The sequence below is a fragment of the Thermohalobaculum xanthum genome (genome assembly GCF_016623495.1).
Taxonomy (GTDB): domain Bacteria; phylum Pseudomonadota; class Alphaproteobacteria; order Rhodobacterales; family Rhodobacteraceae; genus Thermohalobaculum; species Thermohalobaculum xanthum.
Genome location: NZ_JAEHHL010000002.1, coordinates 38820 through 61532, shown reverse-complemented (window position 1 = coordinate 61532; position 22713 = coordinate 38820). Strand labels below are relative to the sequence as shown.

23 protein-coding genes are annotated in these 22713 nt (G+C 67.2%); 12 read left to right on the top strand and 11 right to left on the bottom strand.

Translation table 11 applies throughout. From position 1 onward, the window contains the following. Positions 1 to 122 precede the first annotated feature (122 nt). From arsC to xseA, 3 genes are read right to left on the bottom strand one after another with little or no spacing between them, the layout of a single operon-like run. Positions 123 to 467 (bottom strand): arsenate reductase (glutaredoxin), encoded by a 345-nt coding sequence (gene arsC, locus H0I76_RS05285; RefSeq protein WP_200607993.1) that lies wholly within the window; start codon positions 465 to 467, stop codon positions 123 to 125. After that, complete coding sequence (locus tag H0I76_RS05280) at positions 464 to 757, bottom strand: DUF1330 domain-containing protein (RefSeq protein ID WP_200607992.1); 294 nt, start codon at positions 755 to 757, stop codon at positions 464 to 466. The genes arsC and H0I76_RS05280 overlap by 4 nt, the downstream gene beginning before the upstream one ends. Before the next feature lie 36 nt (positions 758 to 793). Then, entirely contained in the window at positions 794 to 2287 is a 1494-nt protein-coding gene (gene xseA / locus H0I76_RS05275) for an exodeoxyribonuclease VII large subunit (protein WP_200607990.1), read from the bottom strand. Positions 2288 to 2435: 148 nt separating this feature from the next. On the opposite strand from xseA, the gene purD reads away from it, so the two are divergent. The 4 genes from purD (at position 2436) to folD (ending at position 5809) form a co-directional block, all read left to right on the top strand. Further along, complete coding sequence (purD, locus tag H0I76_RS05270) at positions 2436 to 3713, top strand: phosphoribosylamine--glycine ligase (protein ID WP_200607988.1); 1278 nt, start codon at positions 2436 to 2438, stop codon at positions 3711 to 3713. Between the two features lie 154 nt (positions 3714 to 3867). After that, complete coding sequence (locus tag H0I76_RS05265; RefSeq protein ID WP_200607986.1) at positions 3868 to 4341, top strand: hypothetical protein; 474 nt, start codon at positions 3868 to 3870, stop codon at positions 4339 to 4341. Positions 4342 to 4401: 60 nt separating this feature from the next. After that, positions 4402 to 4863: a preQ(1) synthase gene (gene queF / locus H0I76_RS05260; RefSeq protein ID WP_200607983.1), complete on the top strand. Its 462-nt coding sequence runs from the start codon at positions 4402 to 4404 to the stop codon at positions 4861 to 4863. Positions 4864 to 4906: 43 nt separating this feature from the next. Next, positions 4907 to 5809, top strand: a complete 903-nt coding sequence (gene folD, locus H0I76_RS05255) for a bifunctional methylenetetrahydrofolate dehydrogenase/methenyltetrahydrofolate cyclohydrolase FolD (RefSeq protein WP_200607981.1) — start codon at positions 4907 to 4909, stop codon at positions 5807 to 5809. A gap of 52 nt (positions 5810 to 5861) precedes the next feature. Here the strand turns inward: folD and H0I76_RS05250 are convergent, their stop codons facing one another. The 7 genes from H0I76_RS05250 to H0I76_RS05220 form a co-directional block, all read right to left on the bottom strand. Next, a complete protein-coding gene (locus H0I76_RS05250) occupies positions 5862 to 6266 on the bottom strand; it encodes a GFA family protein (protein WP_200607979.1) in 405 nt (134 codons plus the stop codon). Continuing rightward, positions 6259 to 6840: a GNAT family N-acetyltransferase gene (locus H0I76_RS05245; protein WP_234455146.1), complete on the bottom strand. Its 582-nt coding sequence runs from the start codon at positions 6838 to 6840 to the stop codon at positions 6259 to 6261. The genes H0I76_RS05250 and H0I76_RS05245 overlap by 8 nt, the downstream gene beginning before the upstream one ends. Continuing rightward, positions 6837 to 7217, bottom strand: a complete 381-nt coding sequence (locus H0I76_RS05240) for a PaaI family thioesterase (RefSeq protein ID WP_234455145.1) — start codon at positions 7215 to 7217, stop codon at positions 6837 to 6839. Before H0I76_RS05240 ends, H0I76_RS05245 begins: the two co-directional genes overlap by 4 nt. 251 nt (positions 7218 to 7468) lie before the next feature. Next, positions 7469 to 8266, bottom strand: coding sequence for an FAD binding domain-containing protein (locus H0I76_RS05235; RefSeq protein ID WP_200607974.1), 798 nt, complete (start codon positions 8264 to 8266; stop codon positions 7469 to 7471). A gap of 105 nt (positions 8267 to 8371) precedes the next feature. Further along, entirely contained in the window at positions 8372 to 10741 is a 2370-nt protein-coding gene (locus H0I76_RS05230; RefSeq protein ID WP_200607972.1) for a xanthine dehydrogenase family protein molybdopterin-binding subunit, read from the bottom strand. A 40-nt stretch (positions 10742 to 10781) separates the two neighbouring features. Further along, complete coding sequence (locus tag H0I76_RS05225; RefSeq protein ID WP_200607970.1) at positions 10782 to 11270, bottom strand: (2Fe-2S)-binding protein; 489 nt, start codon at positions 11268 to 11270, stop codon at positions 10782 to 10784. A 74-nt stretch (positions 11271 to 11344) separates the two neighbouring features. Further along, positions 11345 to 11890 (bottom strand): CoxG family protein, encoded by a 546-nt coding sequence (locus H0I76_RS05220; RefSeq protein ID WP_200607967.1) that lies wholly within the window; start codon positions 11888 to 11890, stop codon positions 11345 to 11347. A gap of 197 nt (positions 11891 to 12087) precedes the next feature. On the opposite strand from H0I76_RS05220, the gene betI reads away from it, so the two are divergent. The 7 genes from betI to H0I76_RS05185 all read left to right on the top strand — a co-directional run bounded on the left by betI (position 12088) and on the right by H0I76_RS05185 (position 19547). Continuing rightward, positions 12088 to 12684, top strand: coding sequence for a transcriptional regulator BetI (betI, locus tag H0I76_RS05215; RefSeq protein ID WP_200607965.1), 597 nt, complete (start codon positions 12088 to 12090; stop codon positions 12682 to 12684). Further along, entirely contained in the window at positions 12681 to 14195 is a 1515-nt protein-coding gene (gene betC, locus H0I76_RS05210) for a choline-sulfatase (protein WP_200607963.1), read from the top strand. The genes betI and betC overlap by 4 nt, the downstream gene beginning before the upstream one ends. Position 14196: 1 nt before the next feature. Continuing rightward, positions 14197 to 14835: a glutathione S-transferase family protein gene (locus tag H0I76_RS05205; RefSeq protein ID WP_200607961.1), complete on the top strand. Its 639-nt coding sequence runs from the start codon at positions 14197 to 14199 to the stop codon at positions 14833 to 14835. Beyond that, positions 14835 to 16496: a choline dehydrogenase gene (gene betA, locus H0I76_RS05200; RefSeq protein ID WP_200607959.1), complete on the top strand. Its 1662-nt coding sequence runs from the start codon at positions 14835 to 14837 to the stop codon at positions 16494 to 16496. The genes H0I76_RS05205 and betA overlap by 1 nt, the downstream gene beginning before the upstream one ends. Positions 16497 to 16809: 313 nt before the next feature. Continuing rightward, complete coding sequence (locus tag H0I76_RS05195; protein ID WP_200607957.1) at positions 16810 to 17373, top strand: hypothetical protein; 564 nt, start codon at positions 16810 to 16812, stop codon at positions 17371 to 17373. Positions 17374 to 17702: 329 nt separating this feature from the next. Further along, positions 17703 to 18713, top strand: coding sequence for a formylglycine-generating enzyme family protein (locus tag H0I76_RS05190; protein WP_200607955.1), 1011 nt, complete (start codon positions 17703 to 17705; stop codon positions 18711 to 18713). A 210-nt stretch (positions 18714 to 18923) separates the two neighbouring features. Next, positions 18924 to 19547, top strand: a complete 624-nt coding sequence (locus H0I76_RS05185; protein WP_200607953.1) for a glutathione S-transferase family protein — start codon at positions 18924 to 18926, stop codon at positions 19545 to 19547. 18 nt (positions 19548 to 19565) lie between these two features. On the opposite strand, the gene H0I76_RS05180 is transcribed toward H0I76_RS05185, so the two are convergent. Next, the gene (locus tag H0I76_RS05180) at positions 19566 to 20969 is read right to left on the bottom strand and encodes a helix-turn-helix domain-containing protein (protein WP_200607951.1); all 1404 of its coding nucleotides are present in this window, start codon (positions 20967 to 20969) and stop codon (positions 19566 to 19568) included. A gap of 129 nt (positions 20970 to 21098) precedes the next feature. Here H0I76_RS05180 and H0I76_RS05175 point away from each other — a divergent pair, with 129 nt between their 5' ends. Next, positions 21099 to 22631, top strand: coding sequence for an acyl-CoA carboxylase subunit beta (locus tag H0I76_RS05175; protein ID WP_200607949.1), 1533 nt, complete (start codon positions 21099 to 21101; stop codon positions 22629 to 22631). The last annotated feature ends 82 nt before the right edge of the window (positions 22632 to 22713 follow it).

The window sequence follows — 22713 nt, the reverse complement described above, 5'->3', positions numbered from 1 at the left end:
ACCGCCATCCGGAGCGAAAGACCGGACAGCGCACGGAGCGACCACCGGATCGCACGGAGGTACGCATTCGGTCGGGGCCGGCGCACTCCGGATGCACGATTATCTGCCATTCGCGCGCCCGGTCAGAGGATCTCGGCCACCGCTTCTGGCGGGCGGCCGATACGGCCGCCCTTCGCGCTGAACACCACCGGCCGTTCGATCAGGACGGGATCATCGGCCATCGCGGCGATGATCGCGGCCTCGTCGCTGTCCTTGCCGAGGCCGCGCGCGCGGGCCGCGGGCTCGGACCGGCGGAGCAAGGCGGCGGCCGGAAGACCGAGCCGCTTCAGAGCGTCACGGAGCTGGGCGTCGGTCGGCGTTGTCTTGAGGTATTCGACGATAGTGGGCTCGATCCCGCGCTCGCGGATCAGGGCCAGCGTCTCCCGCGATTTCGAACAGCGCGGATTGTGCCAGATCGTGACTGTCATTCGAGGCCCTCGAGCAGCGTGATCGTTGCAATGCCCGCACCTTCCCGCAGCTTGCGCGCCGCCTGGTACTCGGCCGAGTGGTAGCACGCTTGCGCGGCTGCAAGACTGGGGAACTCGCAGATGACGTGGCGAGACCTGCCGAGCGCGGATTCGGCCTCCTCCTGTGCGCCGCCGCGCGCGAGGAAGCGCCCGCCATGTTCGGCAAAGGCGGGGCGCGCCGCCTCGACATACTGCTGCCATTTCGCCGCGTCATCGACCCGCACGCTTGCGATCCAGTAACCCTTGGGCATTCCTGATCTCCCTTTGTGTTGTTTCTGCAGGACCGCTCAGAATAGCGACCCCTGTCGGCCACCCGATGATCCACCGGACTTGCCGCGCGGGCGCGATGCGGCGCCACTTCCCTCGGTGACGGCGCTCGCGCGTCCGTCGCGGAACTCGATCGCGATCCGCGTTCCGCCCGACAGGCTGGCCGCGTCGGTGACGACGTCTCCATCCTCGCCGCGAACCACGGCAAACCCTCGGGCAAGCGTCTGGCGATAGCCCAGCGAGCCCAGCAGCCGTGTCTGCGCGGACAGCCGGTCGGACGCGCTGGCGAGTTTGCGCCGCGCCGCTGGCACCAGGCGCGTGGCCCAACCGTCCAGGCGCTCGCGTCCGCGCTCGACCCGGCCCGCGAGATGCGCCACGCCCAGCCGGCCGCTCCGGCGCGTGAGCTCGATCCGTGCCACCGCGACCGCGCGGTTCAGCGCCGCTGGCAGGCGGGTCGCGACCAGCGCGAGCTGCTGGCGCCGTGCCTTGGTCAGTTCGGCGGGGCGCGGAAGACGCGCGGCGGCAAGGTCGAGCCGCTGGCGGCGCACCTCGATGATCTCGGACGGGCGGGGCAGGGCGCGCGCGACGTCGCGCAGCCGCTGGCCTTTCTGCTTGAGCATCTGTGCCAGCGCGGATTTCCGCCGGGCATCGCGGTCCGCGAGCATCGCGACCAGTTCGGCCCGGACGGGCACGGCCATTTCCGCAGCCGCGCTCGGGGTGGGCGCACGGCGGTCGGCGGCATGGTCGATCAGCGTCGTGTCCGTCTCGTGCCCCACGGCCGAGATGACCGGGATGCGACAGTCATGCACCGCGCGCACCACGGCCTCGTCGTTGAAGCCCCAGAGATCCTCGACCGAGCCGCCGCCGCGCGCCACGATCAGAACCTCCGGACGCGGCACGCTGCCACCCGGCGCCAGCGCGTCGAAGCCCCGGATCGCCGCGGCTACCTGCGGCGCCGATTGCGGCCCCTGCACCGCCACCGGCCAGACCAGGACATGCACGGGGAAACGGTCGGCCAGGCGGTGGAGGATGTCGCGGATCACCGCGCCGGTCGGCGAGGTCACGACGCCGATCACACGCGGCAGGTAGGGCAGGGGGCGCTTGGCTGCGGGGTCGAAGAGCCCCTCGGCCGCGAGTTGCTTGCGCAGCCGTTCGAGCCGTGCGAGCAGGGCGCCCTCGCCGGCATAGGCGAGGTTCTCGATGACCAGCTGATACTTCGATTGGCCGGCAAAGGTGGTGATGCGGCCCGTCGCGATCACCTCGTCGCCTTCCTGCGGCCGGATATCGAGCCCCCCGATCGCGGATTTCCAGATCACGCCGGCCAGCACCGCGTTCTCGTCCTTGAGGTCGAGATAGCAATGGCCGTTGCGGTGGAAGGTGACGCGACCAAGCTCGCCCCGCACCCGCACGCGGCCATATGTCGTCTCGAGCGTTCGCTTGATGCCGCGAGACAGCTCGGAGACCGTCAGCTCGGGCGCATTGGTGCCTTCCGGCGTGTCGTCGATCAGACTCATCGGGCGAGCGGTTCCTTGACTGTGGTTCGCGCCAAGCTGACCCCGGGCGGCGGATGCGCGCAAGGGGGGGAGCCGGGGAATCGTATACTTTGCCCTTCCGCGCGCGCGTGCTAGGGGACCCGCGAGACGGGCAGGCGGGAGCGGCAAGATGAAGGTTCTGGTTCTTGGCGGCGGTGGGCGCGAGCACGCCCTTGCGTGGAAGGTGGCGCAGAGCCCACTGGTCACGTCGGTTGTCGCCGCGCCGGGGAATGCCGGGATTTCCGAGGTCGCGACCTGTATCGCGCTCGATCCCGAGGATGGCGCCGCGATCGTCGATTACTGCAAGGCGAACGGCGTCGGCCTCGTCATCGTCGGCCCCGAGGCGCCTCTGGCCGCGGGGGTGGCGGATAATCTCGCGGGTGCCGGCGTCCCGGTCTTTGGCCCGTCTGCGGCCGCGGCGCGGCTCGAGGCCTCGAAGGCCTTCACCAAGGAAGTCTGCGACGCCTGCGGCGCGCCGACTGCCGCCTGGGCGCGGTTCTCGGACGCCGCCGCCGCCAAGGCGTATCTCGCGCGGACGGGTGCGCCGGTCGTGGTCAAGGCTGATGGTCTTGCCGCCGGAAAGGGCGTCGTCGTCGCCACGACGCTGGCCGAGGCCGAGGCGGCTGTCGACGACATGCTGGGCGGCGCCTTTGGCAGCGCCGGCGCCGAGGTCGTGATCGAGGAGTTCATGCCTGGCGAGGAGGCCTCGTTCTTCGTCCTCACCGATGGCGAGACCGTGCTCCCGCTGGCAACGGCGCAGGACCACAAGCGCGCCTTCGATGGCGACGAGGGGCCGAACACCGGCGGGATGGGCGCCTACTCGCCGGCGCCGGTGGTGACGCCCGAGGTCGAGGAGAAAGCGCTCAGCCGCATCGTGCGGCCGGTGATCGCCGAAATGGCCCGCAGGGGAACCCCCTACCGCGGCGTCCTCTATGCCGGGTTGATGATCGAGGCGGGCGAGCCGCGCCTTGTCGAATTCAACGTCCGCTTCGGCGACCCGGAATGCCAGGTCCTGATGATGCGCCTCGCATCCGACATCGTCCCGGCGCTCATGGCCTGCGCGCAGGGCGGGCTCGCCGATGTCAGCCTCGAATGGCACGCGGATCCCGCCCTGACCGTCGTCATGGCCGCCCGCGGCTATCCGGGCAGCTACGCGAAGGGGAGCGAGATTCGCGGGCTCGATGATGCAGGCCGCGTCGATGGCGTCACGGTGTTTCACGCCGGCACCCGGGCTTCGGACGGGCGCGTCCTCGCCAATGGCGGTCGGGTGCTCAACGTCACCGCGGCGGGACCCAGCGTTACGCAGGCGCGCGAGCGAGCCTATCGCGCGGTTGATCTCATCGACTGGCCCGAGGGGTTCTGCCGTCGCGACATCGCGTGGCGCGCGCTTACGCGAACCGAGGCGTGACGACAGTGGCGGTCGCCCGCACCGCGATGGCCGGTTCACGCGGTGCTCGCGGAAACGTGGCCGCCGCGTCTGTCGTGGGACGTGCGTGACACTTGCCCGGAAATTCGCGCCGCTACATCTTCGTTTGAAGTTCGAGATCGAGGGAGACCCGCAGATGACACGCCTTGCAACCTGCCTGCTCGCGGCAGCCTTCCTCGCAGCCGCGCTCCCCGCGGCCGCCCAGGAGAAGGACGATTACTACTACCCGCCGATCGGCTCCGAGGAGGTGTTCGAGCGCGACCTGACGGGGACGCCGCCCGCCGAGCGCGCGATCCGGGTGAACTTCATCACCCAGATCACCAAGGCACAGCTCGAATCGCCCAAGATCCCGCGTTTCGCGATCTTCGCCAAGGGCGGGGAGGCCGAACACATGATCATTGTCGCGCTCGATGACGAGGTTTTCGCGACCCTTTACCGCGCGCGCGCGGTCATGGCCCAGTTGACGGCGAATGCGCGGTCGACCGATTTCTTCCAGCGCACGAACCTCGCAACCTCGGCAACGTGGTTCGACCTGGCAAAGATCCTCGGGTTCAGGGACATCGTGATCTCGGACGGTCGCACATGGTCGCACCGCGTCGTCCTGAAATAATCGGCTCATTTCTGACACGCGAGATTGTCCCCCGGCCGCTGGCAGGCTAATTGGGCCGCCATGACGGATCATGATCTCTCGCATACCACGCTCGGCAAGGATGCAGCCATCGCGGCGCGTCCCGAGGATGCGCGGCTGGACCCGGTGCCGAACCCGCACCCCGACGACAACTATGTCGCGCGCTTCACCTGTCCAGAGTTCACCTCGCTCTGCCCGGTGACCGGGCAGCCCGATTTCGCGCATCTCGTGATCGACTACGTGCCCGACCGCTGGCTGGTCGAGTCGAAGTCGCTGAAGCTGTTCCTCTTCAGCTTTCGCAACCACGGCGCGTTCCACGAGGGGTGCACCGTCGAAATCGGCAAACGGATCGTCGCCGCGGTGTCGCCGCGATACCTCAGAATCGCGGGATACTGGTATCCGCGCGGGGGGATTCCGATCGACGTGTTCTGGCAGACGGGGGCGCCGCCCGAGGGTCTTTGGTTGCCTGAAACCGGTGTCGCTCCGTATCGGGGCCGGGGATGAGACAGGCGCCGTGGGCGGCGGGGTTTTCGAGGAGAGGTAGGGGATGACGGGGAAACGGATCGACGGCAAGGCCTTCGCAGCGAATGTGCGGGGTCAGGTGGCCGAGCATGTCGCCAGGCTCAAGGCCGAGCACGGGATTACGCCCGGCCTGGCCGTGGTGCTGGTGGGCGAGGACCCCGCAAGCCAGGTCTATGTCCGCAACAAGGGCAAGCAGACCGTCGAGGTCGGCATGAACTCGGTCGAGCACCGGCTCGATGCGTCGACCTCCGAGGCCGAGCTTCTCGCGCTGATCGAGCGGCTGAACGCCGATCCGGCGATCAACGGCATCCTGGTGCAGTTGCCGCTTCCCGGGCACCTCAACAGCGATCTGGTGATCAACACGATCGATCCGGCGAAGGACGTCGACGGTTTCCACATCTCGAATGTCGGCCTGCTCGGCACCGGCCAGAAGTCGATGGTTCCGTGCACGCCGCTGGGCTGCCTGATGCTGTTGCGCGATCACTTCGGCAGCCTCTCTGGACGCTCGGCCGTCGTGCTCGGCCGGTCCAACATCGTGGGCAAGCCGATGTTCAACCTGCTGCTGCGCGACAGCTGCACGGTGACAGTCGCGCACAGCCGCACCCGCGACATCGAGGCGGTCTGCCGCCAGGCCGACATCGTGGTCGCGGCCGTCGGCCGGCCCGAGATGGTCACCGGCGACTGGCTGAAGCCGGGCGCGGTCGTCATCGACGTGGGCATCAACCGCGTTCCCGCACCGGAGCTGGGCGAGGGCCGGCACAAGATTGTCGGCGACTGCGAGTTCGAGAGCTGCGCCAAGGTGGCCGGAGCGATCACGCCCGTGCCGGGGGGCGTCGGGCCGATGACCATCGCCTGCCTGCTCGCGAACACGTTGACGGCATGCTGCCGCGAGAACGGCCTGCCCGAGCCCGAGGGGTTGACAGCCTGAGCGCAAGGCGCCGGACAGCCGGCTCGTGGGCCGGCCGCTTCCCTTGACGGCGTCAGTCGATCCCCGGGCGTCCGTGCGGGAAGCGGGGGATGCCGTCGTCAGGTAACGGAAGGCGCGCCTCGGCGGTGAAGATGTGCGCCTCGATTACCATGCCGTCGATCCGATCGAGCGCGCCGACCCCGATGTCGACGGTGTCGCCCGTCAGCAACCGCCAGAACAGATACCCGCCGCAGTCGCGGCAGTAGCCGCGCTCGGCGGATGGCGTTGCACGCACCCAGGCCAGCCGATCGCCCGTGACGCGGACCGCATCGCGCGCCGCGGTCACGGCCACCCAGAACGCACTGCCGCTCTGCCGCTGGCACGCGCGGCAATGGCAGGCCACCGGCCCTTCGGTCAGCGCGTCGACCTCGAAGCGAATGGCGCCGCAGAGGCACCGGCCGGTCAGGGGCTCAGCCATCGTCATCCGCGTCGAGCTCGCGCCGCATGATCGGCCGCTTGTCCGACCGCCGGGCGACCTCGTGGAAGCCGGCTGCGAGGAACGCGGGGGCAAGGCCCGTCCAGGCGAAGGTTCCGGGGTAGCGGGTGTCCCCCGGATCGACCGGATAGCCCTCGAGGCAGCGGGCGCCATGCCGGCGCGCGAATCCGGCGGCGGCATCGAGCAGCGCCACGGTCAGCCCCTTGCGACGGGCCTGCCGGGCGATGAAGAAGCAGGTGACCGACCAGGCATCGCGGTCATCGACCGGGGCGAGGATGCGCGAGCCAGCGAGCCGGGGGAACTCGGACCGCGGCGCGACCGAGATCCACCCGGAAGGCGTGTCGTCGAGATAGGCCAGCAGTCCCGGCGCGCGACCCCCGGTTACCCGCGCGCGCATCGCATCGCGGTTCGCGTCACCCTTTCCTGCCTTGAACGTCTTGGCCGGGACGCGCCACAGCATGCACCAGCACCCCTCGGCGCCGCCGCGCGGCCCCATCAGCGTCTCGAAGTCGCCAAGGCGCTCGGGGGTGAGCGGGTGGATCGCCGACGTGGTCATGTCCGGTCCTTCAGCCCCGGCATCACCATGAACGTGCCGAGCGTCGTCGCCACATGCCTCTCGGTGCCACCATCGACGGCGAAGACGTCCGAGCGGGCGACCATCAGGCTGCGCCCGGCGCGCTCGACCCGGCCATGGGCGCGCAACAAGTCGCCGCCGGCAGGAGCGAGCAGGTTGATCTTGAGCTCGACCGTCAACACGCCGTCATCAGGACCCATCAGGGTCTGGCTGGCATAGCCTGCCGCGGAATCCGCGATGGACCAGCATGCGCCCGCGTGGACATAGCCGTGCTGCTGTTCCAGCTCCGCGCGCACCGGCATCTCGATGACCACGTCGCCCGGCGCGACATGCGCCAGTCGCGCGCCGATCAGGGTCATGAATCTCTGCTTCGCGAAGGAGGCGTGGACCCGCGCAACGAAATCTGCGTCCCTGATCTGCCAGCTCGGCTTGTCCATCGTGCTCCCCAGCTGACGCCGCCAGCATCGCAAGGCGGCCCTCGGGAAGAAGTGTTAGCGGGCGCGGGGAGGACTGCCAAGCACATGTGAGCCGGCGCCCGACGGGGCCGGCTCAAGTGCAAACGGCGGCGCGTCGCCGCGCCGCCATCAGTCTTTTGCCGCGGTGCCCGCCCTCAGCCGGCGGCCGTTACCGCGCGGCGGGCCATCACGCCCGCCAGATGTGCGCGATACTCGGGCGTACCATGCAGGTCGCCGATCATCCCGTCGGCGCCAAGGGCGACGCCGTCGAGGGCGCCGGCCGAGAAGTTCGCGCTCAGGGCCTTTTCCGCCTCGGGCCAGCGGAAGACGCCGCTCTCGGATGCGCCAGTGACGGCTACGCGCACGGCACCGAGGAACTTCGCGACGAAGACGCCGGTGAGGGCAAAGCGCGAGGCCGGCTGCACGAACTTCATGTAGGCAGCCTTCTCCGGCACGGGAAAGTCGACCGAGGTGATCAACTCGCCTTCTCCCAGCGCCGTTTCGAACATGCCCTGGAAGTAGTCGTCCGCGGCGATGGCGCGGCCGGCCGAGGTGTGCACCGTCGCGCCAAGTCCAAGCACCGCGGCGGGATAGCAGGCCGAGGGGTCATTGTTGGCGAGGCTGCCGCCAAGGGTTCCACGGTTTCTCACCTGCGGGTCGCCGATATGGGCCGCGAGATGGGCGAGTGCGGGGATCAGTCGCTGCACATCCGCCGAGTCGGCGACCTCGGCGTGACGCGTGCCTGCGCCGATCGCTACCATGCCGTCCTTCAGGCAGATGCCCTTGATCTCGGCGATGCCATTGAGGTCAACCAGCGTCGTCGGGCTGGCGAGCCGCTGCTTCAGCGTCGGGATCAAGGTCTGGCCGCCGGCCAGCGCCTTCGCGTCCTCGTCCTTCATCGCCTCGATCGCCTCGGCGAGGCTGGCGGGGCGGGCGTAGTCGAATGCATACATGTTCGTCTTCCCTGTCTTGCGCTCCCCGGCCTTGACCGGGCCGGGGCGATCCCTCTCCCGGCGGGGAGGGGGCGGGCGGGGGCGCCGTGCGCCCCCGATGCATACTCAGTTCCGCGCGGCCCGGATCGCCTCCCAGACGCGGCGCGGCGTCAGCGGCATGTCGATATGCGTGACCCCGTGGGCCGAGAGCGCATCGATCACCGCATTGACGATTGCGGGGGGAGAGCCGATGGCGCCGGCCTCGCCGCAGCCTTTCACGCCAAGCGGATTGTGCGTGCAGGGCGTGTTGCAGGAGTGATCAACCACGAACATCGGCAAGTCGGCCGCCCGGGGCATGGCGTAGTCCATGTAGCTGGCCGAGAGGAGCTGACCGTTCTCATCATAGCTGCAGCCCTCCAGAATCGCCTGTCCGATGCCCTGGGCGAGGCCGCCATGAACCTGGCCCTCGACGATCATCGGGTTCACGACGTTGCCGAAATCGTCCGCCGCGACAAAGCTCTGGACCTCGACCACCCCGGTGTCCGGATCCACTTCGACCTCGCAGACATAGGTGCCCGCGGGATAGGTGAAGTTCGCCGGGTCGTAGAACGAGGTTTCCTCCAGCCCCGGTTCCACATCGTCGATCGGGTACTTGTGCGGGACATAGGCGGTCAGCGCCACCGAGCCCCAGTCGATCGCCTTGTCGGTCCCCGCCACGGTGAACTGGCCATTGGCAAAGGTGATGTCGGCCTCGGACGCCTCGAGCAGGTGCGCCGCGATCTTCTTGGCCTTGGTGATGATCTTCTCGACCGACTTGACGATGGCCGATCCACCGACCGCCAGCGAGCGCGATCCGTAGGTTCCCATGCCGAAGGGGATGCGGCTGGTATCTCCGTGGACGATGTCGACATTCGCCTCCTCGCAGCCCAGCATGTCGGCCACGACCTGGGCAAAGGTCGTCTCGTGCCCCTGTCCGTGCGAGTGGCTGCCGGTGAAGACCGAGACATTGCCGGTCGGGTTCACGCGCACGGTGGCGGCCTCATAGAGGCCTGCTCGCGCGCCGAGGGCGCCGACGAGGCTGGAAGGTGCGATGCCGCAGGCCTCGATATAGTTCGCAATGCCCAGACCCCGGAGCTTGCCCCGCGCGGCGCTATCCGCCTTGCGCTCGGCAAAGCCCCGCACGTCGGCCAGTTCCAGCGCCTTGTCGAGCGTCGCGTCGTAGTTGCCGGTGTCGTAGATCACGGCGACAGGTGTCTGGTAAGGATACTGGTCAGGTTTCACGAAGTTACGCCGGCGCAGTTCGACCGGGTCGATCCCCATCTCGCGCGCCGCCTTGTCGATCGTGCGTTCGAGCTGGTAGGTCGCCTCGGGCCGGCCCGCGCCGCGATAGGCGTCGACCGGGACCGTGTTGGTGAACACGGCCTTCACATTGGTGAAGATCAGCGGCGTCTTGTAGTTCCCCGCCAGCAGCGTGCCGTGCAGCCACGTCGGGATGCAGGGCGCGAAGGTCGAGAGATAGGCGCCCATGTTCGCCAGGGTCGAGGAGCGCAGCGCCAGGAAGTTGCCCTCCTGATCCATCGCCAGTTCGACCTTGGTGACATGGTCGCGGCCATGCGCATCCGACATGAAGGCTTCCGAGCGGTCGGCGTTCCACTTCACGGGGCGCCCCACCCGCTTCGAGACCCAGGTGATGAAGGCTTCCTCGGCGTAGTGATAGATCTTGGAGCCGAAGCCGCCGCCCACATCGGGTGCCACGACCCGAAGCTTGTGCTCGGGGATCGAGAGGACGAAGGCGCCCATCAGCAGGCGGATCACGTGCGGGTTCTGGCTGGTGGTCCAGAGGGTGTATTCGTCCCGCCCCGCATCGTATTCGCCGACGGCCGCGCGCGGCTCCATCGCGTTCGGGACGAGGCGGTTGTTCACCAGCTCCAGCGTCGTGACGTGGTGGGCGTTCCGGATCGCCTCGTCCACGGCCGCCTTGTTCTCGGCCACGAACTCCCAATCGTAGCAGATGTTGTCGGGCGCGACGTCATGCAGGACGGTGCCGCCCTTGATCGCCTCGCGCATGTCGACGACGGCGGGGAGTTCGTCGATCTCGAGCTCGACCAGCTCGGCCGCGTCGCGCCCGGCTGCGAGGCTGTCGGCGATGATGGCGACGATCGGGTCACCGACATGGCGCACCTTGCCCTCGGCGAGGATCGGGTGCTTCGGCTCCTTCATCGGGGCGCCGTCCTTGTCGGTGACTTCCCAGCCACAGGGAATACCGCCGAGGCCTTCGAGGTCCTTCGACGTGAAGACGCCGACGACGCCCTTGGCGTCCCGGGCAGCCGAGACGTCGAGCGAGGTGATCGTTCCATGCGCCACGTTCGAGCGCAGGAAATAGCAAAACGCCTGACCGGGCCGGTTGATATCGTCGGTGTACTGACCCTTACCGGTCAGGAACCGCACGTCCTCGCGCCGCTTCGAGCTGGCGCCGATGCCGTGATCCTTGGGCATGTCGTCTCTCCCTGATCTGTTATTGGCCTGCGCCGTGTCGTTATTCCGCGGCGACCTGCTCGCCGCGCAGCGTGGCCGCGGCGGCCATGATCGACTTCACGATGTTGTGGTAGCCGGTGCAGCGGCAGATGTTGCCCTCGAGCCATTCGCGGACGTCTCGTTCGGTCGGATTCTGATTGCGCGACAGAAGGTCGGCGGCGGACATCACCATGCCCGGCGTGCAGAACCCGCATTGCAGGCCATGATGCTCCTGGAACGCGGCCTGGATCACGCCCAGAGAGCCGTCGGCATTCGCCATGCCCTCGATGGTGCGCACCTCGGCGCCCTCGCAGCCCAGCGCGAAGATCGTGCAGGCCTTCACGCTCTCGCCGTTCACGTGGACGACGCAGGCGCCGCATTGCGAGGTATCGCAGCCGACATGCGTGCCGGTGAGGCCGAGCCCCTCGCGGAGGAACTGCACGAGCAGCGTGCGTCCCTCGACGTCGCCCGAGACGGCCTTGCCGTTCACGGTCATGGAAACCTTTGTCATTTCGGATAGTCCTCCCATAAAGCTCCGTTCGCCCGAAGGGACGTGACCGTCCCCGGGCGGAAATCTGACCTTGCTTAACCAACCAGCCGCTTGAGCCAGCTCTTCTTCTTCGCCTCGGGCGCCGCATCGTCGCCGTCGTCCGCTTCCTCGGGCTCGGCAGGCCCCTCGATCGCGGTCTGGAAGCGGTTGAAGAAGTCGTCCGCCATCTTCTTCGCGAAACCGTCGATGAGCCGTGATCCGAGTTGCGCAAGCTTGCCGCCGACCTTCGCCTCGGCCTCGTAGACCAGAAGGGTGGCTGGCCCGGACTTGCCCTCGGGCGGTTCGGCGTCGCTGAGATTGACCTTCGCGCCCCCCTTGGCGAAGCCCGCCGCGCCGCCCTTGCCCTCGCCGGTGATCGTGTAGCCCTCGCCCTCCACGATATCCGACAAGCTTACCTCGCCTTTGAAGGTGGCTTTCACCGGTCCGACCTTCTGCGTGGCGACGGCCGAGAACGAGGTGTCCGATGTCTTCTCGAGGCTGTCGCAGCCCGGAATGCATGCTTTCAGCACCTCGGGATCGTTCAGTGCCGCCCAGACATCGGCACGCGGCGCGGCGATCAGCCGTTCGCCCGACATGTTCATGAGATCCGGTCCTCTCCCTGGTCCGGCCCGCTTCAGGCCGCTCGTTTCTTGCGGGGATCGTGCGGCAGGATTTCGCGCATGTCCACCGTCTCGACGGGTCCATTGCGCGCTATCGCGCGATCGTGGTTGCTGGTTTTTTATTGATTGACGAGTCAATCAACTTTGCGCCAAATCCGGGAAGATGAACGGAGCGACGCATGCCAAAGCTTGGAATGGAGCCGATCCGCCGCCGCGCCCTGATCGAGGCCGCGGTCGAGGCGATCGGGGACCGCGGCGGCCTTGACGTGACGATGGGGCAGATCGCGCGGCGCGCCGGCGTCTCGCCGGCGCTCGCCCATCACTACTTCGGCGCGAAGGAGCAACTCTTCCTCGCCACCATGCGCCATCTGCTCGGACAGTTCGGCCGCGCGGTGTCCATGGCTCTCGCGCCCGAGCACGATCCGCGCCGGCGTCTCTCGCTGATCGTGGCCGAGAGCTTCGCCCCGGCACAGTTCGCGCCGGCGACCGTTTCGGCATGGCTCGCCTTCTATGTTCATGCGCAGAACGAGCAGGGCGCGCGGCGGCTGCTGCGCGTCTATGCGCGCCGTCTGCACTCGAACCTTGTCCACGATCTGCGCCACCTCGCTGGCGCCGAGGCTGCGCGCATCGCCGAGGGCGTCGCGGCGCTGATCGATGGCCTCTACATCCGCCGCGCGCTGGCCGTCGATGCCACTGCGCCCGCGCATGCCCCCGAAACCGCGATCGCGCTGGTCGAGGACTATCTCGACACGCAGCTTGCCCGGAGCCGCACATGACCCGCCCGAACATCCTGATCCTGATGGTCGATCAGCTGAACGGCACGCTGTTTCCCGACGGTCCGGCGCCCTGGCTGCACACGCCGAACCTGCGCCGGCTGGCCGAACGATCGGCCCGCTTCGTCAACTCCTACACCGCGTCGCCGCTCTGCGCCCCGGGGCGGGCAAGCTTCATGTCCGGCCAGCTGCCGCGGCGAACGCGCGTCTATGACAACGCCGCCGAGTTCGCCTCGGCAATCCCGACCTATGCGCATCACGTGCGGCGCGCGGGCTACGCGACCTGCCTGTCCGGCAAGATGCATTTCGTCGGGCCCGACCAGCTGCACGGCTTCGAGCAGCGGCTGACCACCGATATCTATCCTGCCGATTTCGGCTGGACCCCCGACTATCGCAAGCCGGGCGAGCGGATCGAGTGGTGGTATCACAATCTCGGTGCGGTCCCAGCGGCGGGCATCGCCGAGATTTCCAACCAGATGGACTATGACGATGACGTGGCCTTTCAGGCCGAGCGCCAGCTTTGGGACTACGCCCGCGCCGAGGACGGCCGCCCGTGGTGTCTGACCGTCAGCTTCACGCATCCGCACGACCCTTACGTGGCGCGCCGCCGGTTCTGGGACCTCTACGAGGATTGCGCGCATCTCGACCCCGAAGTGCCCGCCATCCCCTATGATCAGCAGGACGCCCACTCGAAGCGGATCTTCGACGCCAACGACTGGCGCAGCTACGAGATCACGCCCGAAATGATCAGGCGGGCGCGGCGCGCCTACTTCGCCAATATCTCGTATCTGGACGAGAAGATCGGCGGCATCCTCGACGTGCTCGAGCGCGGGCAGATGGCCGAGAACACCGTGATCCTCTTTGTCTCGGACCACGGCGACATGCTGGGCGAGCGCGGGCTCTGGTTCAAGATGAGCTTCTTCGAAGGCTCGTCGCGCGTGCCGATGATGATCGCGGGGCCGGGGATCGCGCCCGCGCGGATCGACGCGCCTGTCTCGACCGTCGATGTCTGTCCGACGCTGGCCGACCTCGCCGGCGTTTCGATGGAAGAGGTCGCGCCCTGGACGGACGGCGAAAGCCTTCTTCGATTGGCGAATGGTGCCGAACGCACTGCGCCGGTGGCCATCGAATACGCGGCCGAGGCGTCCTATGCACCGATGGTTTCGCTGCGCTATGGCCGATGGAAATACAACCGCTGTGCGCTCGACCCCGACCAGCTCTTCGATCTCGAGGCGGACCCGCAGGAGCTTACGAACCTCGCCGATGTGCCCGAGCATCAGGGCACTCTGGCGATGCTCCGAGCCAAGTCCGAGGCGCGCTGGGACCTCGCCGCCTATGACGCCGAGGTGCGCGAGAGCCAGGCCCGGCGATGGGTCGTGTACGAGGCGTTGCGCAAGGGCGCCTATTACCCTTGGGACTTCCAGCCGCTTCGCGCGGCGTCCGAGCAGTACATGCGCAATCACATGGACCTCAACGTCGTGGATGGGGGCAAGCGCTTCCCGAAAGGCGAGTAAGATGATCACTGTATGGGGCAGGGCGACGTCATCGAACGTCCAGATCGTGATGTGGGCATTGGGCGAGCTGGGGCTCGAGGCAAACCGCATCGATGTCGGCGGCGCCTATGGCGGGACCGATACAGCCGAATACCGCGCCCTGAACCCGAATGGGCTGGTCCCGACCTTCCGGGACGACGAGGTGACGTTGTGGGAGAGCGCCGCGATCCTGCGCTACCTCGCGGCGCGGCATGGCGATGAAGCCTTCTGGCCCCGCGACCCCGTGCGTCGCGCCGCGCTCGACATGTGGGCTGAATGGATGAAGACGACCTTCATCCCGGCCTTCAACTACGGCGTCTTCTGGCCTCTGGTACGCGTCCGCGAGGCCGAGCGCGACCCGGCGGCGATCGCGGCCACGATCGAAAAGGTCAAGCCGCTGGCGGCCATGCTCGACGCGCGGATCGGAGAGGGGCCCTATCTGGGCGGCGAGGCGCTGAGCTTCGCGGACATCATGGTCGGGCACCAGCTCTACCGCTACGACACGCTCGAATTCGACAAGGCCGCGACGCCCAATCTCGATGCCTATTACCAACGTCTGACCGCGCGGCCGGCCTATGCCCGGCACGCGATGGTCAGCTACGAGCCGCTGAGAGTGAAGTGATGGAAGCTGATTTCGTCATCGTCGGCTCCGGCTCCGCCGGCTCGGCGCTTGCGGCGCGGCTGTCCGAGAACGGGCAACACTCGGTCATCGTGCTTGAGTTCGGCGGCACCGACTGGGGGCCGCTGATCCGCATGCCGGGGGCGCTGAGCTACCCGATGAACCTGCCGCGCTACGACTGGGGCTTCGTGTCCGAGCCCGAGCCGCATCTGGGTGGGCGGCGGCTCGCCTGTCCGCGCGGCAAGGTGATCGGGGGGTCGTCGTCGATCAACGGGATGGTCTATGTGCGGGGCCATCCGCGCGACTTCGACCACTGGGCCGAGCAGGGGGCCGATGGCTGGGCCTGGCCCGACGTCGCGCCCTACTACCAGCGGATGGAGGACTGGCACGACGGTGGCCATGGCGGCAACGGCGACTGGCGCGGTCGGGGCGGCCCGCTGCATGTCACGCGCGGCAGCCGCGAGAACCCGCTGGTCCGCGCCTTCGAGGATGCGGGCGTCGCCGCCGGGTTCGAGCGGACCCACGACTACAACGGCGAGAAGCAGGAAGGCTTCGGCCCGATGGACCGCACCATCTGGCAGGGCGAGCGCTGGTCGGCGGCGGATGCCTATCTCAAGCCCGCGCTCCGGCGGCAGAACTGCACGCTCCACCGCTGTCTCGCCCGCCGCGTGGTGATCGAGCACGGCCGCGCGACCGGCGTCGAGGTCGAGCGCGGCGGCAGGATCGAGGTCGTGCGCGCCCGGCGCGAGGTGATCCTCGCGGCCTCCTCGATCAACTCGCCCAAGCTGCTGATGCTCTCGGGCATCGGGCCGGGCGACCATCTGGCCGAGCACGGGATCGAGGTCGTCGCCGACCGATCCGGCGTGGGCCGGAACCTGCAGGACCACCTCGAGCTCTATATCCAGCAGGCCTCGACGCAGCCGATCACGCTGTTCCGCTACTGGAACCTCGCGGGCAAGGCGTATGTCGGTGCGCGTTGGCTCTTCACCCGGACCGGGCCGGGCGCGTCGAACCAGTTCGAGGCGGCGGGCTTCGTCCGCTCGCGCGCGGGCGTCGACTATCCCGATATCCAGTTCCATTTCCTGCCGCTCGCGGTGCGCTACGACGGCAAGGTGGCGGCGGTCGGGCATGGCTTCCAGGCGCATGTCGGGCCGATGCGCTCGCTTTCGCGCGGCTCGGTGACGCTGCGCTCGGGCGACGCGCGCGAGGCGCCAAGCATCCGCTTCAACTACATGTCGGAGGCGCAGGACTGGGAGGACTTCCGCCATTGTATCCGGATCACGCGCGAGATCTTTGCCGCGCCGCCCTTCGATGCCTATCGCGGAGACGAGATCCAGCCGGGGCCCGAAGTGCAGACGGATGACGAGCTTGACGCCTTCATTCGCGAGCATGTCGAGAGCGCCTATCACCCCTGCGGCACCTGCCGGATGGGGCGCGCCGACGACCCGCTGGCGGTCGTCGACCCCGAGGCCCGCGTGATCGGGGTCGAGGGGTTGCGCGTGGCCGACAGCTCGATCTTCCCGCGGATCACCAACGGCAACCTCAACGCGCCCTCGATCATGGTGGGCGAGAAGGCCGCCGACCACATCCTCGGCCGCCCGCCATTGCCGCGCGACAATCGCCAGCCCTGGATCAATCCCAGGTGGGAGGTGTCGGACAGGTGAGGGAGTGTCGTTCGTCTTATGCAGATGATGCGAGGCCGCGGAACGGCGCGCTTGAAGTGCCGCTTTAACCGCGCTTGAATCCCTTTCCATTGCGGCTGCTTTTGCCTGGCTGATCCGAACAGGACTTCGATTGAAACTCCGGCACGTCTTCCTGGTGCTAGCAGCGACGGTCTCGGCGTTTGCCGTTGCGGCGTTCATGCTGACCCAAGAGGGCGGAGATATTCCTGAGAGCTACGCGGGCCGCCCGATGGTCCCGATCAATCCCTCCACCGCGACGATGGAGCCGGTGAGGGTATAGATCGGGGAAATTCGCATGGCGATCCCCCGCCGTTACCTCGATGCGCCGATCGAGAAGGACGATCAGGCCGAAACGTTCCTGACCGAGGACGGGTTCTACCGGACCACAGGGGTCTTCATGATCACCGAGCTGCCGGACCTGACGCCCCGAACACCGGAATCCTTCGAGGAATGGCGGAAACACGCCGGTTGGAAGAACAGCCACTGGATCAATGTGCTGCTGCAGCGGAACAGAAAGATTGGCACGGCAGGTCCATCGGACGCGAAGTTCAAGACCTATTCTCGCATGCGCGAGTCGATGGACGAGTTCGAGCGCAAGGGGATGCTTCACGGTCTCGAGTGGCTCTCGCATCCGTCCGGCATTGACAGCTTTGTGAAGTTCGAGGACCGGAAGCGGACCGTCTTCATAAGCTGCTCGCGGCCGAACCACGTGCCGATGCCGTCGTGCAGCCAGTTCATCGCGCCGCGCCCGACGCTGAACGTCAAAGTCACCTATAGCGCCGAGTATCTGCCCCGCTGGCAGGAGATCGAGACGAAAGTCCGTGCACGAATCGAGGAGTTCATCGCGGCGGCGGGATGAGCCTGCGTCACCTCCTCGGCCCTCCGCCATTGCCGCGCGACAATCGCCAGCCCTGGATCAATCCAAGGTGGGAGGTGTCGGACAGGTGAGGGAGTGCTGTTCGTCTTCTGTAGATGATGCGAGGCCGCGGAACGGCGCGCTTGAAGTGCCGCTTTAACCGCGCTTGAATCCCTTTCCATTGCGGCTGCTGTTGCCTGACTGATCCGAACTGAGAGTTGAACGACACTGCGGCACGTCATTCCGGCTCCCGCAGCGACCGTGGCCATCATGTTTGGTGGCGCGGTGCTCATGCGGCAGACCGCGCCGGTGCATGATGTCGGAGAAGAGCGATGCATTCTTGCCTGAAACATATTCTGGCGGCGCTCATTTGCGGAAGCATCCTGCTCCCCGTTCCGGCGGCGTCGGATGGCGAAGTTTCGTACGAACTCGCAGATGGCCGCAGGGTTTCGCCGCTCGAAAGCTTCCGCGAATGCGATGTCTGCCCCGAGATGATCGTGATGCCGCCGGGCGCGTTCCTGATGGGCGCCGAACCCGGGGAGTCGCGCAACCCGTTCGACATTTACGGGGAAAACGCCAAAGTGCGGATGCGCGGGCCCGACGAGATCAACATCATCCCATTCGAGCATCCCCGCCACCGGGTGGAGATGGAAATCCCCTATGCCATGGCCCGCAACGAACTGACCCATGCGGACTGGATGGCTTGCGTGGAGGATGGCGGGTGCACACACACCCCGGATCACAGAGTTCTGACGCTTGAAGAAGGATACGTGGCCCTCGGGCCGGATCACCCCGTGATCAATGTCTCCTACCTCGACGCACTCGAGTACGTGGCCTGGCTCAACGGCCGTGCGGGGGCAGATGTCTATCGCCTGCCGACCGAAGCCGAATGGGAATATGCGGCCCGTTCGGGCACGCAGACGCGGTTCGCGCAGGGAGACGAGCTGACCGCCGATCAAGCCAATTTTTCGCGGAAGGCGACCGAGAACCTCCGAAAGATCGAGATGCCGCATCTGACGAACCGAAGAAGGCAAGTCCCCGTGCATGAGCTCGACGCCGCCAACGCCTGGGGACTGCGCCACATGTCCGGCAATGTGCGCGAGCTCACGCTGTCCTGCTGGACAGAGGAACATCTCGGGCTGGCGAGTGACAGCGCCTATCTGCGGCTGGCGCAATCTCAGAACAATTGCTGGCGCGTTGCAAAAGGCGGGGCATTTACGACCGCGATGGATGGCGTGCGCCCAGCGGCGCGCGGCCGCCAATTAGAAACATATCGAGCCAACTACACAGGATTCCGTCTTGCTCGAGAAATGAAGAAGGAGGAAAGAAGCCGGCGGGAATAACAGCCGCCGGATCAACATGCTGCCGCAGCACGGTAAAGCCGCCGTATCACGCCCCTCAGGCAAGACCTTCGCGGACCGATCGCGCATGCGCGACAATCGCCCGCCCTGGATCAATCCCAAGTGGGAGGTGTCGAACAGGTGAGGGAGTTGCGCTGACGACGGTCAGCATTCTTGCTACCGTCCGCGCCGGATTGATCGCGGAGGGTGGCAATGACCGATGACCTGATCTTCTACACCAACCCCATGTCACGGGGGCGGATCGTCCGCTGGATGCTGGAAGAGGTGGGCGTGCCATACCGCACCGAGATCATCGAGTACGGCCCGGCCATGAAGTCTCCCGACTATCTCGCGATCAATCCGATGGGAAAGGTGCCTGCAATCCGTCGCGGCGACACTGTGGTGACGGAATGCGCCGCCATCTGCGCATGGCTGGCTGATGCCTATCCCGACACTGGCCTGGCGCCCGCCCAGGCTGATCGCGCCGCCTATTATCGCTGGCTGTTCTTCGCTGCAGGTCCGCTGGAAGCTGCTGTCACGAGCCGTGCCCTGGAGGTCGAGGTGCCGGTCGAGCGGGAGCGGATGGTTGGCTATGGCAATTTCGGCGCCGTGATGGACACGCTTGAACACGCTGTCTCGGCCAGCGACTACATTGCCGGCCCCGAATTTTCGGCGGCGGATGTCTATGTCGGCTCGCATGTTGGCTGGGGGCTGGCATTCGGGACGATCGAGCAGCGACCGGCATTCGAGACCTATTTCGCCCGCCTTTCCAAGCGGGAAGCATATCGCTGCGCTCTCGCCATGGACGAGGCGGTTGCACCGCCCCAGGCAGGCTGAGAGAGCGGACTGCGTCTCTCACCGCCGGATTGCATAAGGCAGCACGTCCCGCGCATTCGCGTCGATGCTGAGGCGTTTCTCCACCGGCGGGACCGACCGTTGATGGCAGGCGCGGCGCTCGCAGATCCGGCAGGAGATTCCGATCGGCTCGTAGGCGGCGGCGTTGGTCGTGTCGAGGTCGTCGGCATAGACAAGCTGATCCGCGTAGCGCACCTCGCAGCCGAGCCCGATTGCGTAACGCCGTGTCGGTGCTCGGAAATGCCCGCCAGGCTTGATCACGTCGGTGGCGAGGCAGAGGTATCGCACCCCGTCCGGCGTCTCGGCCAGCTGGCGCAGGATGCGCCCGGGCGTCTCGAAGGCTCGGTGGACGTTCCAGAGCGGGCACGCCCCCCCGAACCGCGCGAATTGCAGCGGCGTCGAGGAGTGGCGCTTGGTGATCGTCCCCGCCTGGTCGACGCGCACGAAGAAGAACGGCACTCCGCGCGCGCCCGGCCGCTGGAGGGTCGAGAGACGGTGGCCCACCTGTTCGAGCGAGCAGCCGAAGCGTCCCGCCAGCGCCTCGAGATCGTGCCGCAACTCCCGCGCCGCGGAGAGGAAGGCGCCATAGGGCAGGATGGCCGCCCCCGCGAAGTAGTTGGCGATGCCGATGCGGGCGATGGCGCGGGCCTCGTCCGTCCGGAAGCGGGCGAGATCGAGCGTCGCCTCGATCAGCCCGGCATGGGCGATCAGCGCGACCTGGTGGGCGAGGTGGAAGGCCTGCGTCGCCGGCGTCTGGTCGGGCGAGAGGGTCAGGGTGCGGCTTGCGTCGTCATAGCGGCGGATCAGCCGACCCTCGTAGCGGGTCGAGATGCCGTGGCGCTCGGCCAGCCAGCGGGCGCCGTTCGCGATCTTGTCGCGCCCGTCGAACCCCGCCGTGCGGGCGAACTGCTCGGCCGCGCGGTCGACCGCGTCGAGGTAGTTGTCGACATAGTGGAAGAAGTCGCGCACCTCCTCCCACGGCAGGGGCGAGAAACCGGCATCCGGCCGCTCGAGCGCCTCGTCGATGCTGGCGAGCCGCTCCTGCGCCCGGCTGTAGGCGCGATGCAGTGTCAGGAAGGCATGCGCCATGCCGGGGGCGTTGGTGGCGAGGATCTGAAGCTCGGCGCGGCTCGGCGCATCGGCAAAGACCGGGTCGGCCATTGCCTCGCGCAGGTCTGCGATCAGGCGGTCGCCCTCGTCCATCGAGAAGACCGAGACGTCGAGGCCGAACTTCTCGGCCAGTCCCTGCACCACGTCGCGGCTGATGGGCCGGTGGTTGTTCTCCATCTGGTTGAGGTAGGAGGTGGAGACGCCGAGGCTGCGGCCAAGTGCCGCCTGCGTCATGCCCAGGCCGCGCCGGATCTCGCCAAGCCGCGCGCCTGCAAAGGTTTTTCGCGCCGTCATCGCTGTGTTTTCCCGTCGTGATCAGGCCATGTTCGCAGTTTCGCAAAAGATGTTCGCATTTTCTATGGATTTCGCAATCCCGGCGCGGCATCCCCGCAGCACGGCCCAGGCCTGAGGGAGAGAAAAGAGATGAAGGACATCCTCGCCGAGCTCGAAAACCGCCGTGCTCAAGCCCGATTGGGCGGGGGCAAGAAGCGGATCGAGGCACAGCACGCCAAGGGGAAACTCACGGCGCGCGAGCGGATCGAGCTGCTGCTCGACGAGGGGTCCTTCGAAGAATTCGACACTTTCGTCGCGCATCGCTGCACCGATTTCGGCATGACCGAGACCACCTATTCGGGTGACGGCGTGGTCACCGGCTGGGGCACGGTCAACGGCCGCCAGGTCTATGTCTTCAGCCAGGACTTCACCGTCTTCGGCGGCTCGCTCAGCGAGACCCATGCCCAGAAGATCTGCAAGATCATGGACATGGCGATGCGCAATGGCGCGCCGGTAATCGGGCTCAACGACTCGGGCGGCGCGCGCATCCAGGAGGGTGTGGCCTCGCTTGCGGGCTATGCCGACGTGTTCCAGCGCAACATCATGGCGTCGGGCGTCGTGCCGCAGATCAGCGTGATCATGGGGCCTTGCGCCGGCGGCGCGGTCTACAGCCCGGCGATGACCGACTTCATCTTCATGGTGCGCGACACCTCCTACATGTTCGTCACCGGCCCCGACGTGGTGAAGACGGTGACCAACGAGATCGTCACCGCCGAGGAACTGGGCGGGGCCAAGACCCACACCACCAAGTCATCGGTCGCCGACGGCGCGTTCGAGAACGACGTCGAGGCGCTGGCCGAGATCCGGCGGCTGGTCGATTTCCTGCCCCTCTCGAACCGCGAGAAGCCCCCCGTGCGGCCCTTCTTCGACGATCCCGCCCGCGTCGAGGACAGCCTCGACAGCCTCGTGCCCGAGAACCCGAACATGCCCTACGACATGAAGGAGCTGATCCTGAAGGTCGCGGACGAGGGCGATTTCTACGAGATCCAGAGAGACTACGCCGGCAACATCATCACCGGCTTCATCCGCCTCGAGGGCGAGACCGTGGGCGTGGTGGCGAACCAGCCGATGGTGCTGGCGGGCTGCCTCGACATCGACAGCTCGCGCAAGGCCGCGCGCTTCGTGCGCTTCTGCGACTGCTTCTCGATCCCGATCCTGACCTTCGTCGACGTGCCGGGCTTCCTGCCGGGCACGGGGCAGGAATACGGCGGCGTCATCAAGCACGGCGCCAAGCTGCTGTTCGCCTATGGCGAGGCGACGGTGCCGAAGGTGACCGTGATCACCCGCAAGGCCTATGGCGGGGCCTATGACGTCATGGCGTCGAAGCACCTGCGGGGCGACATCAACTATGCCTGGCCCACGGCCGAGATCGCGGTGATGGGGGCAAAGGGCGCGGTCGAGATCCTCTACCGCTCGGAACTGGGCGACCCCGAGAAGATCGCGCAGCGTACCAAGGACTACGAGGACCGCTTCGCCAACCCCTTCGTCGCGGCCGAGAAGGGCTTCATCGACGAGGTGATCATGCCGCACTCGACGCGGCGGCGGGTTGCGCGGGCCTTCGCGGCGCTGCGCGGCAAGGAACTCGAGAACCCATGGAAGAAGCACGACAACATCCCGCTCTGACGGAACCGGATAATGCGTGACCCCGCTACATTCCACGCCCAGTTCGGGGGCAAGGCCCGGTGGCGGCCGCGGCTGGCTGATT